Annotated in this window: 13 protein-coding genes; 9 read left to right on the plus strand and 4 right to left on the minus strand. The window is 50.5% G+C overall.

The genetic code is table 11. The features are described 5' to 3' along the window. The 4 genes from HMPREF1548_RS12780 to HMPREF1548_RS12795 all read right to left on the minus strand — a co-directional run. On the minus strand, window positions 1-503 hold a 503-nt coding region (locus tag HMPREF1548_RS12780; protein ID WP_021636595.1), incomplete at its 3' end, for an ATP-binding cassette domain-containing protein. Between the two features lie 15 nt (window positions 504-518). Next, a complete protein-coding gene (locus HMPREF1548_RS12785) occupies window positions 519-1,316 on the minus strand; it encodes an ABC transporter permease (protein ID WP_021636596.1) in 798 nt (265 codons plus the stop codon). A 23-nt stretch (window positions 1,317-1,339) separates the two neighbouring features. Next, window positions 1,340-2,473 (minus strand): ABC transporter substrate-binding protein, encoded by a 1,134-nt coding sequence (locus tag HMPREF1548_RS12790; protein ID WP_021636597.1) that lies wholly within the window; start codon window positions 2,471-2,473, stop codon window positions 1,340-1,342. 73 nt (window positions 2,474-2,546) lie between these two features. Then, window positions 2,547-2,813, minus strand: a complete 267-nt coding sequence (locus tag HMPREF1548_RS12795; protein WP_021636598.1) for a TM1266 family iron-only hydrogenase system putative regulator — start codon at window positions 2,811-2,813, stop codon at window positions 2,547-2,549. 435 nt (window positions 2,814-3,248) lie between these two features. Between HMPREF1548_RS12795 and tig the strand changes: the two genes are divergently transcribed. The 9 genes from tig to HMPREF1548_RS12845 all read left to right on the plus strand — a co-directional run bounded on the left by tig (window position 3,249) and on the right by HMPREF1548_RS12845 (window position 13,842). Beyond that, entirely contained in the window at window positions 3,249-4,565 is a 1,317-nt protein-coding gene (tig, locus tag HMPREF1548_RS12800) for a trigger factor (RefSeq protein WP_035321993.1), read from the plus strand. A 309-nt stretch (window positions 4,566-4,874) separates the two neighbouring features. Continuing rightward, the gene (gene clpP / locus HMPREF1548_RS12805; protein WP_021636601.1) at window positions 4,875-5,477 is read left to right on the plus strand and encodes an ATP-dependent Clp endopeptidase proteolytic subunit ClpP; all 603 of its coding nucleotides are present in this window, start codon (window positions 4,875-4,877) and stop codon (window positions 5,475-5,477) included. A 327-nt stretch (window positions 5,478-5,804) separates the two neighbouring features. After that, window positions 5,805-7,079 carry an ATP-dependent Clp protease ATP-binding subunit ClpX gene (gene clpX / locus HMPREF1548_RS12815; RefSeq protein WP_021636603.1) on the plus strand — a complete coding sequence of 425 codons (1,275 nt, stop codon included), beginning with the start codon at window positions 5,805-5,807 and terminating at the stop codon, window positions 7,077-7,079. 187 nt (window positions 7,080-7,266) lie between these two features. Next, window positions 7,267-9,684: an endopeptidase La gene (gene lon, locus HMPREF1548_RS12820; RefSeq protein WP_035322001.1), complete on the plus strand. Its 2,418-nt coding sequence runs from the start codon at window positions 7,267-7,269 to the stop codon at window positions 9,682-9,684. A gap of 74 nt (window positions 9,685-9,758) precedes the next feature. Beyond that, entirely contained in the window at window positions 9,759-10,364 is a 606-nt protein-coding gene (gene yihA, locus HMPREF1548_RS12825) for a ribosome biogenesis GTP-binding protein YihA/YsxC (RefSeq protein ID WP_021636605.1), read from the plus strand. Window positions 10,365-10,398: 34 nt separating this feature from the next. Next, complete coding sequence (ytvI, locus tag HMPREF1548_RS12830; RefSeq protein WP_021636606.1) at window positions 10,399-11,547, plus strand: sporulation integral membrane protein YtvI; 1,149 nt, start codon at window positions 10,399-10,401, stop codon at window positions 11,545-11,547. Next, window positions 11,547-12,536: a D-isomer specific 2-hydroxyacid dehydrogenase family protein gene (locus tag HMPREF1548_RS12835; RefSeq protein ID WP_021636607.1), complete on the plus strand. Its 990-nt coding sequence runs from the start codon at window positions 11,547-11,549 to the stop codon at window positions 12,534-12,536. The genes ytvI and HMPREF1548_RS12835 overlap by 1 nt, the downstream gene beginning before the upstream one ends. Further along, window positions 12,537-13,337 carry a tRNA pseudouridine(38-40) synthase TruA gene (truA, locus tag HMPREF1548_RS12840; RefSeq protein ID WP_021636608.1) on the plus strand — a complete coding sequence of 267 codons (801 nt, stop codon included), beginning with the start codon at window positions 12,537-12,539 and terminating at the stop codon, window positions 13,335-13,337. Window positions 13,338-13,380: 43 nt separating this feature from the next. Next, complete coding sequence (locus tag HMPREF1548_RS12845) at window positions 13,381-13,842, plus strand: VanZ family protein (protein ID WP_035321995.1); 462 nt, start codon at window positions 13,381-13,383, stop codon at window positions 13,840-13,842. Window positions 13,843-13,875: the final 33 nt, after the last annotated feature.

Below are 13,875 nucleotides of genomic sequence, written 5' to 3' on the forward strand. Positions count from 1 at the left end.
TGGAGGGCGGTTTGGGTGTAGGTTATGACCTGGAGGCGGGTCTGGGCGTCCAGGCCTTTGAAGGGTTCATCCAAAAGGAGGAGGTCGTAGGGGGCTAAAAGGGCGCGAAGGAGGGCGACGCGGCGGCGCTGGCCTCCGGAGAGTTCGCGGACGGGCTGGGCGGCGCAGGAGAGGATGCCGGTGGCTTCCAGGGCGTCGGTGATGGCGCGGCGGGGAAAGTGGGTTCCGGCAGTAAGGCGGATGTTGGATACGGGGCTCAGGTTGTCGCAGAGGCGGTCTTCCTGGAAGACGGCGGAGATGCATTGGTTTGTAAGGCCCAGGATAGTGCCGGAATCTGGGGTCTCCAGGCCCATGAGGATGCGCAGGAGGGTAGTTTTGCCGGCGCCGGAGGGAGCCATCAGGGCTGTGATGGAACCGGCTTTGATGGTGAGGCTTAAGTTGTCCAGCACTTTTTTGTCCCGGTAGCTTTTACAAAGTCCGGTAATTTGGATATCGGCGGGCATAGGAATCTTTCTCCTTTACATTTTTTCTATGAGGGCTACGGTTTTGTCTATGAAGCGGAGGAACAGCTTTTCAAAGATGACGCTGATTAGTACGATGACCAGCGTCCAGGAAAAGAGGTCTGGGGTTTCCAGGTATACTTTGGCTTCGTATAGCTTTTCTCCGATGGAGCCTTTGGGGATGCCGATGACCTCGGCGGCAACGCCGGCTTTCCAGCATAGTCCCAGAGAGAGGGAAAAGCCGGTCCGCAGATAGGGGAGGAGCTGGGAGAGATAGATGTAGCGGATGCGGCGGAACAGCGGAATACGGAAAACCTGGGCCATTTCCAGCAGCTTCCGGTCAGTGCTGAGGATGCCGCTCAGGACGTTGGTGTAGATGACCGGCAGCACCATCAGGAAGGAGATGACGACGGAGAGGTTCCGGGAGGGAACCCAAATGAGCACCAGGATGATGAAGGATGCCACGGGGACGGCTTTGATGGCTGCCATGGCGGGGGCCAGGAGGTCGCGGACGAAACGGAAGGCGGCGGAAAGGGAGGCAAGCAGGGTGCCGCACAGGGATGCCAGGAGGAAACCGCCTATAATCCGGAAAAAGGAGAAGGCGATGGAACCCCAGAAATCGGACTGGACGGCGAGGACGGTGAGGCGGCGTAAGACGGAAACAGGAGATACCAGAAGTATCTCCTGCCCGATATACAGGCTGGCCAGTTCCCAGACTGCCAGCCAGACGGCCACCGCCCAGGGACGGAGCCGGTTATCCGCTGTCTGCTTTTTTTTGTTTTTGTCAGGATGAATGGCTTTGTTTTGTCTGCGCATTCTGAAATCTCCTAAGGGTATGGTTATCTGCTGTAGTAGAAATCGTCAGCAGGAAGCTTTCCTCCCACAGCCTTGGGATTCTGGCCAAAGAGGACGTTAAGATAGCCGGAAAGCTTTTCTTTCATTTCAGTTCCTTCAATAAAAGTAATGTTGCAGTAGGGAAGGGCTTTCACGGCAACTGCGGCGGGAACGATGTCATATTTTTCAATAAGGGCCGCTGCATCTTCGGTGCTGCCGTTTACGAAATCAACGGATTCCTTATAGGAATCAAGGAAAGCGCTGACTGCTTCGGGATTTTCTGCTGCAAAATCCGCACGCACCACAACTACGCCGGTGATAAGGGCGCTGGGCGTTTCCACGCCGGCCTGCAGTGCATCCCATTCTTTCGTCAGGTCAAGGGCGATACGGATGCTGTCGTTTTTGGCCTGGGCCGTGGTTACAAAGGGCTGGGGAAGCATGGCGATTCCGCCTTCGCCGGAGGAAAGGGCAGCAACGCATTCGGAGTGCTCGGATTTCCATTCGATGGTCACATCCTTTTCAGGATCAATTCCGTTGGAAGAAAGAATGTAATTCAGGGCATACTCAGGAGTGGAGCCTTTTCCGCTGGCGTAAATTGTCTTTCCTTTCAGGTCGGCGGCAGTCTGCACGGTATCACCGCTTTCTACTATATAAAGTACGCCAAGGGTGTTGACTGCAAGCACCTGGATTTTGCCTTCGGTATTATTGTAAAGGACGCTTGCCAGATTGGCGGGAACGGCGGCGATGTCCGCATCTCCCTGTACCAGCCGGGGCGTCACTTCGTCAGCGGATGCTGCGATTGTGAATTCATAAGCATTGCCGCCTACAGGGCCGGCTTCCGCGGTATCCATGAGCTGTACCATTCCCATGGCCGTAGGTCCCTTCAGCGCCATGACGCGTACGGCGGTTTCTTCGCCGGAAGCCTCTGCGGGCTGGCTTCCTTCTGTTTCGGCTACAGTAGTTTCCTGCTGGGAAACAGTTTCTGTTTCGGCAGCTGATTCCATAGTGGATTCTGCAGCGGAGGCGGATTCCGCCTGGCCGGCAGTTTCAGCCGGTGTGCTTGCAGCCTTGCCGCTGCAGCCTGCAAGCAGGGAAGCGGTCAGCGTGAGCGCTGCTAATACGGATAAGATTTTTTTCATAAGTTTTCCTCCATTGATTGAAAATTATGCCCGGTTCTTCTGCACTGGACGTGCCTGAAAATTATTTCCGGCGTTATCTGGGGGAAGGGCCGGGCTTGACCTGCGCCTGCATGGCTTTGGAAGTGATGCCTTCAATCCGGCCCAGACGCCCGGAAAGCGCGCTGATACGGCCCGGATCGGCACTGACTATGATGGAAATGATATTCATTGATTTCTCCCGGTAGGGAATACCCATCCTGCCGATAATGCAGTCGCTGAATTCGTGAAGCAGGTCGTTGACCTTTGATGCGGCCGCGTTGTCCGTGATAAAAATGCCGATGATTGCCACCTTTTCTTCCATAACAGATCGGTTCCTTTCTGATTCAGTTCTAAAGATTAAGAAAGCCCTCCCGGGCAGACTCCGGGAAGGCTTGTAAGGTTTCGCTATGCCACCCTTTCTTTACTTCAGGAATCCTTTGGTATCAGAAAAAAGTTATTAAAGTAACACAGGCTGTCCGGAAGGGAATGTAAATTGCCGTCCGCACAGGCTGACCTTCATTATAATACAAAAACCCAAAAAAAGCTAGTATTTTTCAATACTTTATGCTATAATCGTAAAATGACTGTGAACACCCGGAGACATTGGCGCCGGGCGGGCATAAATTGGGTGGTAATACCCCGGAAAGCCTGTGTTTATGCAGGATAAAAGTTGGTTGGTCTTGAAGTCCCATACCGACGCCGATAAGTGATAAGAACCATGAATCACGAAAGTGAAATACAAGGAGGAAGCAGTAAAATGAGTTTACAGGTGGAAAAACTGGAAAAAAACATGGCAAAGCTTACAATTGAAGTTCCGGCAGAAGAGCTGGAAGCTGCTATTGAAAAGGCTTACCAGAAAAATAAGGGAAAAATTCAGATTCCCGGATTCCGTAAGGGTAAAGTGCCCCGCAAGATGATCGAGCAGTTGTACGGTAAGGAATTCTTCTATGAAGATGCTGCCAATGCCCTGATTCCCGAAGCATACGAAAAGGCTGTGGAAGAGTGCGAAGATACAATAGTTTCTTCCCCCAAGGTAGATGTAACGCAGATCGAAGGAGGAAAGCCTTTTATTTTCACAGCGGAAGTAGCCCTGAAGCCGGAAGTAACCCTTGGAAAATATAAGGGTGTGGAAGTGGAGAAGATCGACATCACAGTATCCGATGAAGAGGTAGATGCGGATCTGAACCAGCAGAGGGAGAACAATTCCAGAATGGTGACCGTGGAAAGAGCGGTTGCAGACGGAGACGTTGCAGTTATTGACTTTGAAGGCTTTGTTGACGATGTTGCTTTTGAGGGCGGCAAGGGCGAGAACTACTCCCTGGCTATCGGCTCCCATTCTTTCATTGATAACTTTGAAGAGCAGCTGATTGGAAAGAATGCCGGAGAAGACGTAGAGGTTAACGTAACCTTCCCCGAAGAGTATCAGGCGAAGGAACTGGCCGGAAAGCCTGCCGTATTCAAGGTAAGCATCAAGGAAGTTAAGGAAAAGCAGCTTCCTGAGCTGGATGATGAGTTCGCTTCAGAGGTTTCTGATTTTGAAACCCTGGCTGAATATAAGGAAGACATCAGAAAGAAACTGTCTGAGAAGAAGGAACAGGATGCCAAGAATGCCAAAGAGGATGCCGTAATCGAAGCTATCATCGCAGAAGCGCAGATGGAAATCCCGGATGCCATGATCGAGACACAGCAGAGACAGATGGTTGATGATTTCGCACAGAGACTGCAGATGCAGGGCATGAACCTGGATATGTACTGCCAGTACACCGGACAGACTCCTGCAAGCATGGTGGAATCCATCAAGCCCCAGGCTTTGAAGAGAATCCAGTCCAGACTGGTGCTGGAAGCAGTGGCGGCCGCTGAGAAGATTGAAGCTTCCGAAGAAGATTTCGATAAGGAAATCGAGAAGATGGCAGCCTCCTATCAGATGGAAGCCGATAAGGTAAGGGAAATCATGGGAGAAGCCGGCAAGAAGCAGATCATGGAAGACCTGGCAGTTTCCAAGGCAGCTGATTTCGTAAGAGAGAACGCGAAGGAAAAAAAAGCAAAGGCTAAAAAAGCGAAGAGTGAAGAATAATCGTAACAGCTCAGGCGGGCTTGCGCATTCACTGCGTAAACCGTGAGAAAAAGTGGCGGCAGCAGGCGTCCGCCCCTCGCCGAAGGCGATTTTTAATGGGCGGATGCAGTAACAGTTCGGCCAAAGGCTGAACTGTTACGAATAATCTATAAAAGGTTATAAAACTTTTCTTAATTAAATGAATGCCTTATTGCAAAAGAAACGTATGTGCGATACTATAGAGTGTGTTTAAGTTCATATACTTTTGACCGTACATTCCCGAAACACATATTTGCACAGAAACTTAAGAAGCGAAACGGAGGCAGAAAAATGAGTTTAGTACCTTATGTCATTGAGCAGAACAGTCATGGGGAACGTTCCTATGATATCTATTCAAGGCTTTTGAAAGACAGAATTATTTTCCTGGGGGAGGAAGTGAACGATACCACGGCCAGCCTGGTTGTGGCACAGCTTCTCTTCCTGGAAGCCGAGGACCCGGAGAAGGATATCCATCTTTACATCAACAGCCCCGGAGGGTCTGTGACGGCAGGTATGGCGATTTATGATACCATGCAGTTTGTAAAATGTGACGTATCCACCATCTGTATCGGCATGGCGGCCAGCATGGGGGCATTCCTTCTGGCTGGCGGCACAAAGGGCAAGAGAATGGCCCTTCCCAATGCGGAGATCATGATTCATCAGCCTTCCGGCGGTACGCAGGGGCAGGCAACCGAGATTGAGATCACTGCGAAGCATATCCTGCAGACCAAGGAAAAGCTTGCAAGAATCCTTGCACAGAATACCGGTCAGGATTTTGAAGTCGTTATGGCAGATACCGAAAGGGATAACTGGAAGACGGCGGAAGAAGCGAAAGCTTACGGACTGATCGACAGCGTTATCATATCAAGAGCAGATGCCCAGAAACAGGCATAAATTTTTTCCGGGTATACTGCCGCTTTGCGGCGGTGTATCCGGTAAGTTTTGACGCAGATGTCAAATGTTCCCCGCGGGTCCGTCCTGCAGGACGGAACGGATGCATACGGCATTGTATTGCAGCCGCAGGGGAACGGACAGCTGTACTTTGGCAAAGTATTTTTGAAGGGAAAATTAAGGATAACTATTCAGCCAGCCAGGCGCAGTAAATGCGCTGAGGGCAAGAAAGTGATGCAGGAGCGCCTGAATCCATCGCCGAAGGCGATTTAAGATGGAGCCTGGCAGCAACTGGGAAGGGACTGAACAGTTACAAATTGAGGTAAAAAAATGGCAGGTAGAAATTCAGACGACCAGATAAGATGTTCTTTTTGTAATAAGACGCAGGATCAGGTCCGTAAATTAATTGCTGGCCCGAATGGTGTCTATATCTGTGACGAGTGCGTAGATATCTGTGCGGATATTATTGAGGAAGAATATGAAGATGAAGCACCGGAAGAAGCGATGGACATCAATCTTCTGAAGCCTGTGGAAATAAAGGAATTCCTCGATGATTACGTGATCGGCCAGGATGAAGCGAAGAAGGTTTTGTCGGTTGCGGTATATAATCATTATAAACGCGTGACCGCAGAGAAGGATGCGGATGATGTTGAACTTCAGAAGAGCAATATCATCATGGTCGGCCCCACGGGTTCCGGTAAGACCTATCTGGCACAGACACTTGCCAAGATTATCAACGTACCGTTTGCAATTGCGGACGCTACAACGCTGACGGAAGCAGGCTATGTAGGAGAGGATGTGGAAAACATTCTCCTGAAGCTGATTCAGGCGGCGGATTATGATGTGGAACGAGCACAGTATGGAATCATTTATATTGATGAAATAGATAAAATTACAAAAAAGAGCGAAAATGTATCCATTACCAGAGATGTATCAGGAGAGGGTGTACAGCAGGCGCTTCTTAAGATTATAGAAGGCACTGTTGCTAGCGTTCCGCCTCAGGGAGGCAGGAAGCATCCCCATCAGGAGCTGATACAGATTGACACTTCCAATATTCTTTTTATTTGCGGCGGAGCTTTTGACGGCCTGGATAAAATTGTGGAAACGCGCCTGGATAGAAAATCGATCGGTTTTAATGCTGAAATAGCTGATAAGAGTACCAGGGAGATGGGTGAGCTTCTTGCAGAGGTGACACCTACCGACCTTGTTAAGTATGGTCTGATTCCGGAGTTTGTCGGCCGTGTGCCGGTGAATGTATCCCTCCAGGGACTGGACAGGGAAGCAATGATGCGCATTCTCACAGAGCCTAAGAATGCTCTGGTGAAGCAGTATCAGAAGCTGTTTTCCTTTGACCATGTTAAACTTACTTTTGAGCCTGATGCAGTGGAAGCAATTGCCGAGAAGGCAATGGAGAGAAAGACCGGTGCGAGAGGACTTCGTTCTATCCTGGAGAATGTGATGATGGATGTGATGTACCGCATCCCTTCCGATGACACAATTGAACAGTGCATTATCACTAAAGAAGCCGTGGACGGAGAAAGTAAGCCTTTGGTTGTCCATCGGGAAACCGGGGGACGGCTGGAAGATTATAGAGAAGCACAGTAATTGGTTAAGATAACGCCGCCCTTTTTTAAGGGCGGCGTTTATGGTAATATATAACAGCTGCTGCGCGCTGGATGATTTCATGAAGGGCAGACAGCGGGCGCAGTAAAAAAACAAACAGATGAGGCCGGCCGTGCTCGGAAAAGGAGAGAGCAGTACGGCTGCTTGCCAAGATATAGGGATAATCAAAATGGAAGAAAATACAAAAGCAGGAAATATGAATTTGGATGAAATTATAACAGATTATGCATCCTCAGAAGAACAGAATGGAAATTCCACAAGAGTCCTTCAGGTACCCACAGTAGCGCTGCGTGGTATGACAGTGCTTCCGGGCTTGGTGATTCATTTTGACTTAAGCCGCACAAAATCCATTTTGGCAGTGGAACAGGCTATGATGAGCGATCAGAGGGTTTTCCTGGTAGGCCAGAAGGATGTGGAAGAGGATGATCCGGATTATACCAAGGTATATCATATGGGATGCCTTGCCCAGATCAAACAGGTAACCAGGCTGCCTGAAAATGTGGTGCGCGTGCTTGTAGAAGGGCTTGACCGGGCAATTTTGCGCGGTTTTTCGGATGAAGAGAAAAATTATCTGGTAGGGGAGATCGAAATTGTGGAATCCCCTCTCCATCTGGAAGGCGTTGCCGAGGGCAGCACCATCGAAGAAGAAGCCATGATGCGCAATCTTCGTGAGCTGTTCATGGAGTTCTGTTCCTTCTTCCCGAGAATCGGTAAGACTATGCTGAAGCATTTTGACGGCACCTTCAGCCTGGGTGTGCTGATGGATGAACTGATCGAAAGCATGCCTGTTACCTTTGACAAAAAGCAGGCGGTTTTAGAGGCTGTCGATCTGGGAACCCGTTATCAGGTGCTTGCGAAAATCCTCTATGAGGAAATCGAGGTTGCCAAAATCAGGACGGAGCTTACGGAACAGGTCAAGGGCCGGATGGAGAAAAACCAGAAGGAATATATGCTTCGTGAGCAGATGAACTATATCCGTGAAGAGCTGGGTGAAGATAATGTAATGTCCGATGCGGAGCAGTTCCAGCAGGAGCTGAACAAGCTGAAGGCGGGCCGGGAGGTCAAGGAAAAAATACAGAAGGAAATCAACCGTTTCAGGAGCCTGGGACAGGGAAGCGCCGAATCCTCCGTGGAAAGAGGATATCTGGAAACCCTTCTGGAGCTGCCCTGGGATAAGGTTTCCAAGGATAATACAGATATTAAGCGGGCAGAACAGATTCTGGAGCGTGATCACTACGGTCTGGAGCAGGTAAAGGAGAGAATCCTGGAATTCCTGGCGGTCAGAAGCCTGACAAAGCGGGGAGACAGCCCGATTATCTGTCTGGTGGGACCTCCGGGAACAGGCAAGACCTCCATTGCAAGAAGCGTGGCGGAATCCCTGAATAAAAAGTACGTCCGCATCTGCCTGGGCGGCGTCAGGGATGAGGCGGAAATCAGAGGACACCGCCGTACCTATGTGGGCGCCATGCCCGGACGCATTGTCACCGGACTGAAGCAGGCCGGGGTGAAAAATCCGCTGATGCTTCTGGATGAGATTGATAAGGTAAGCAGTGATTACAGGGGTGATACCTCCTCTGCGCTGCTGGAGGTGCTGGATAGTGAACAGAACAACCATTTCAGGGATCACTATGTGGAAATCCCGGTGGATCTGTCCGAGGTGCTGTTCATAGCCACCGCCAATTCCACGGCGGAAATACCCAGGCCTTTGCTGGACCGCATGGAAATCATTGAAGTGACAAGCTATACGGCCAATGAAAAGTTCCACATCGCCAGGGAGCATCTGATCGCAAAGCAGCTGGAAAAGAACGGCCTGGATGCAAAGAAGCTGACTATCAGCGATGGGGCGCTGCGGGAAATCATACTTTCCTATACAAGCGAGGCAGGTGTCCGCGAGCTGGAGCGGAAGATCGGGGAAATATGCCGGAAGGCCGCAAGACAGCTGCTGGAGCAGAAAAAGCCGGCGGTTCATGTTACCGGAAGGAATCTGGAGCAGTATCTGGGCAAACGTAAAATTGCCAGGGATAAGGCCAATGATAAGGACGATATCGGTATTGTGCGCGGACTGGCCTGGACGAGCGTAGGCGGCGTTACCATGCAGGTTGAAGTGAACATGATGCCCGGAAAAGGGGAAATCAGGCTTACGGGACAGCTGGGAGATGTGATGAAGGAATCCGCGCTTACGGGCATGAGCTACATCCGGTCCGTCAGCGATGAATACAACCTGCCGGAGGATACCTTTACCGCCTATGATTTCCATATCCATATCCCGGAGGGAGCAGTGCCCAAGGACGGGCCTTCCGCAGGCATCACCATGGCGACGGCAATGCTGTCCGCCATTACCAGGACTCCTGTCAGGGCAAATGTGGCTATGACGGGTGAGATCACCTTAAGAGGCCGTGTGCTTGCTATCGGCGGCCTGAAGGAAAAGCTGCTGGCAGCCAAGACTGCGGGAATGAAGACAGTGCTTGTTCCCAAAGAAAACGAAAAGGACGTGGAGGAAATCTCCAAGGAAATCAAGAGCGGCCTGGATATCATTCTGGTGGAAAAAATGGAAGAGGTAATCCGGCACGCGTTTGCAGAAAAATAAAAAGCGGCCGGACAGGCACGGCGGCCTGCCCATGGTCAGGCTGCCGGAAAAAGGGCAGGCAGAAAGGAACCAATATGATAATTAAAAATGTAAACCTGGAAACCGTATGCGGCATAACAAGTACGCTGCCTGACAACACACTTCCGGAAATCGCTTTTGCAGGAAAGAGCAATGTGGGAAAATCCTCCCTCATCAATGCAGTTATGAACAGAAAGTCCCTTGCAAGGACCTCCGCCCAGCCGGGAAAGACACAGACCATTAATTTTTACAATATCAATGATGCCTTCTATCTGGTGGATCTGCCGGGCTACGGCTATGCGAAGGCCAATGAGGCGGTGAAGGCCCAGTGGGGAAAAATGATTGAGAGATACCTGCGCAGCTCGAAAAAGCTGAAGGCGGTATTTCTGCTGATCGATATCCGCCATGAACCCTCCGCCAATGATAAGCAGATGTATCAGTGGATTCTGTATCAGGGATATCATCCGATTATTATTGCCACAAAAATGGATAAACTGAACAGAAGCCAGATTCCGAAGGCTGTAAAAACGGTGAAGCAGGGCTTGGAAGCGGAAAAGGATGCGGTGGTCATTCCATTTTCCGCCCAGACCAAGCAGGGACGGGAAGAAATCTATGATTTGATTGACAATCTGCTTGCAGGGGAGGGAGCGCAGGCGGATTAACCCGAAGCAGACTGGAAAGGCAGGTGTACGGGATATGCAGCAATCCGGTTCAACGAAGTATATTAAGGCGGTGCTGAATCTGCTTACGGCGGTGGTTCTTTTGCTGCTGGTGATTTTTGTGCTGCCCAGACTGTTGGGATTTTTCATGCCTTTTGTAGTGGGCTGGATCATTGCCATGATAGCCAACCCTCTGGTGCGTTTCTTTGAACAGAAAATTAAAATCAGGAGGAAGGCAGGCTCCGCCATCGTCATTGTGGCGGTGCTGGCGCTGGTCATCGGTCTGGGCTATCTGATTATCGCCAAGCTGGTGTCAGAGGGCGCCGGATTTGTATCCGAACTGCCATCCATCTGGAATAACCTGGAACGGGACATGAATCAGGTGGGGGATAACCTCACGGATCTCTACGCCCGTTTTCCGCTGGATTTCCGGGATAAAATAACCACGGTGATTGACAGGCTGGGCCAGTATATCGGAGAGGCCGTCAATGGGCTGAGCGCGCCTACGGTAACTGCAGTGGGGAATTTTGCAAAAAATATTCCTTCGATTATCGTCAGTACGATTATGTGCCTTCTGTCCGCTTATTTTTTCGTGGCGGAAAAGGATAACATCGGCAGGTTTATGAAAAAGAATCTGCCGGAAAGCTTCCGCAGAAAGTGGAATATCCTGTCCTCCAGCCTTACAGGGGCATTGGGGGGATATTTTAAGGCACAGTTTAAAATTGAGATCTGGATCTATCTTGTGCTGATGGTGGGGTTATGGATTTTAAAGGTGAAATATTCCCTGCTCATTGCGCTTTTAATCGCATTTCTTGATTTTTTCCCAATCTTTGGGACCGGCGCGGTCCTCTGGCCCTGGGCTTTGATTGAACTGCTGGCCGGGGATTACCGCATGGCGCTGAGCCTGATGATAATCTGGGGAGTTGCCCAGCTGCTTCGCCAGATTATACAGCCCAAGATCGTGGGGGATTCCATCGGAGTACCTCCTGTTCCAACGTTGTTTCTTCTCTTTATCGGCTATAAGATTGGAAGCGTGTTGGGGATGATCCTGGCGGTGCCCGTAGGAATTGTTGTGCTGAATATGTATGAAGCGGGCCTGTTTGAAACGACACAGAACAGCATACGGATTTTGATAAACGGTTTTAACCGGTTCAGAAGGCTGAATAAGGAGGACCTGGAAGAATAATGAAGAAGGTAGCGGTTTTTAATTTAAGGGAATTTGATGAAGCGGAATGGTTTGAAAAATATGCCGGGGATCTGGGGCTGGAGCTTTCCACGTGCCCGGATGCGCCGGATATGGATAATATCGTATCCGTTACGGAGGGCTGTGAATGCGCCGATATCATTACCTCCCAGATTACCAGGGAGCTGATGGCGGAGTTTGCCAGGAACGGCATCCGTTACATCACCACAAGGACCATAGGTTATGATCATGTGGATCTGGAGGCTGCCAGGGAATTCGGCATCCATGTGGGCAATGCGCCCTACGGGCCGAATGGGGTGGCGGATTATACAGTGATGCTGATTCTCATGAGCATCCGCAAAATGAAACGTATCCTGGAGAGGACCAATATCCAGGATTATACGCTGGAAGGAATCCAGGGCAGGGAGCTGAAGGATCTTACGGTGGGCGTAATTGGGACGGGACGCATCGGACGTACCGTTATCAGTAACCTGAGCGGCTTTGGCTGCCGTATCCTGGCCTATGATCTGTATGAAAACGAGGAAGTGAAGCGTTACGGACAGTATGTTTCCCTGGAGGAGCTGTGGAAGGAAGCGGATGTAATCACCATGCATACGCCTCTGACCGAGGAAAACTTCCATCTGGTGAATGAAAAAACGCTGTCACAGATGAAGGACGGCGTTGTGATCGTCAACACGGCCAGAGGCGCGCTCATCGATTCCGAGGCTCTGATTGCGGGAATCGAAAACGGAAAAATAGGCGCGGCCGCCCTGGATGTGGTGGAGAATGAGTTCGGACTGTATTATTACGACCATAAGTCAGATGTGCTTTCCAACCGGGAGCTTGCTATCCTGCGGGGGTTCCCCAATGTGACGGTTTCCCATCATATGGCGTTTTATACGGATAACTATACAAAAACGGTGGTAAGGGATTCCCTTTCCAGCTGTAAGCTGTTCATGGAAGGGAAAAAGAATCCCTGGGAGGTTTGTTGATTGCGTAATTTCAAAATAGTTCTTCAATATGAGGGCACAAGATATAAGGGCTGGCAGAAGCAGGGCGGAACGAATGCAGGCCGCAGGGAGGATGCGGAGACTTCCGACAGCAGTTTCCTGGAAACAAATGCGAAGGAATACACCATCCAGGGAAAGCTTGAACGCCTGCTGTCCCGCATTGCCGGGGAACCGGTGGAAATCCATGGCTCCGGCCGCACGGATGCAGGCGTCCATGCTTACGGGCAGGTCGCCAGCTTCCATATGGATACGAAGCTGACTGCGGAGGCCCTGATGGAGAAGATTAACAGCTATCTTCCTGAGGATATTGCCGTGATTTCCATAGAAGAGGTGCCTGACCGCTTCCATGCCAGGCTGGGCGCGAAGGGAAAAACCTATCGCTACCGGGTGTTAAACAGCAGCGTGCCACATATATTTGAAAGAAGGTATGTCTGGCAGGTCCCGGAAAAGCTGGATGTGCAGGCCATGTGCAAAGCGGCCTCATACTTGGAGGGCACTCACGATTTTAAGGCGTTTACTTCCACAAAGAAGGGGAAAAAATCCACGGTGCGCACTATCGAAGCTATTGAAATTGTCCGGTGCGGGGATGAAATCCATTTTACCTTCCGGGGAAACGGGTTTTTATTCCACATGGTGCGTATCCTGATGGGGACTCTGATTGAAACAGGTAAGAAGAACCGCAGGCCTGAAGAGATGCCGGCTATTCTGGAAAGCGGGCTCCGGGAAAATGCGGGGCCGCTGGCTCCTGCCTGCGGACTGGCGCTGATGGAAGTAAGCTATTGATCCGGTGACTGGCAGGAGCGCACCGGGGCAGAGAGGATATCATTTGCAGAAACAAAAACGGGAAAACATCCGCAGGGCTGTTTTTTTGATTTATCTGATGCTTACTATCAGGCTTATTATTTTTAAATACCCTTTCGCTGATCTGAAGGAGATTATGGATACCTGGCAGAGCGGCGTAATTCTGCGGGGGCTGGAGACTGCTAATTTCAGGCTGTTTAAGACGGTGCGGATGTATATTGTGTACAGGGACCGGCTGAACAGTTTTGAGAACCTGTTTGGGAATGTGGCAATTTTTATTCCCTTCGGGGCGCTTCTGCCCTGGGTGGATTCACGCTTTGCAGCCTGGTGGAAGGTGCTTGTTAATGCGTTTTTGTTTGTGGCGGGAATTGAGGTGTTCCAGCTGTTTTCCTCCTTTGGCGCTTTTGATGTGGACGATCTTCTGTTAAACTGCTTTGGCGCCATGCTTGGCTACTGGGGCTGGCTGGTTTTCAGGAAGAAGGCTTGACAGGGGAAGAGGCTGAGAGTAAGTTAAAGGTAG

The organism is Clostridium sp. KLE 1755, assembly GCF_000466465.2.
GTDB lineage: Bacteria > Bacillota > Clostridia > Lachnospirales > Lachnospiraceae > Eisenbergiella > Eisenbergiella porci.

Excerpts from the sequence above, each read along its gene's own strand:
- HMPREF1548_RS12785 (WP_021636596.1), bottom strand. The coding sequence starts at position 1,316 with ATGCGCAGACAAAACAAAGCCATTCATCCTGACAAAAACAAAAAAAAG.
- HMPREF1548_RS12790 (WP_021636597.1), bottom strand. The coding sequence starts at position 2,473 with ATGAAAAAAATCTTATCCGTATTAGCAGCGCTCACGCTGACCGCTTCC.
- HMPREF1548_RS12795 (WP_021636598.1), bottom strand. The coding sequence starts at position 2,813 with ATGGAAGAAAAGGTGGCAATCATCGGCATTTTTATCACGGACAACGCG.
- tig (WP_035321993.1), top strand. The coding sequence starts at position 3,249 with ATGAGTTTACAGGTGGAAAAACTGGAAAAAAACATGGCAAAGCTTACA.
- clpP (WP_021636601.1), top strand. The coding sequence starts at position 4,875 with ATGAGTTTAGTACCTTATGTCATTGAGCAGAACAGTCATGGGGAACGT.
- clpX (WP_021636603.1), top strand. The coding sequence starts at position 5,805 with ATGGCAGGTAGAAATTCAGACGACCAGATAAGATGTTCTTTTTGTAAT.
- lon (WP_035322001.1), top strand. The coding sequence starts at position 7,267 with ATGGAAGAAAATACAAAAGCAGGAAATATGAATTTGGATGAAATTATA.
- yihA (WP_021636605.1), top strand. The coding sequence starts at position 9,759 with ATGATAATTAAAAATGTAAACCTGGAAACCGTATGCGGCATAACAAGT.
- ytvI (WP_021636606.1), top strand. The coding sequence starts at position 10,399 with ATGCAGCAATCCGGTTCAACGAAGTATATTAAGGCGGTGCTGAATCTG.
- HMPREF1548_RS12835 (WP_021636607.1), top strand. The coding sequence starts at position 11,547 with ATGAAGAAGGTAGCGGTTTTTAATTTAAGGGAATTTGATGAAGCGGAA.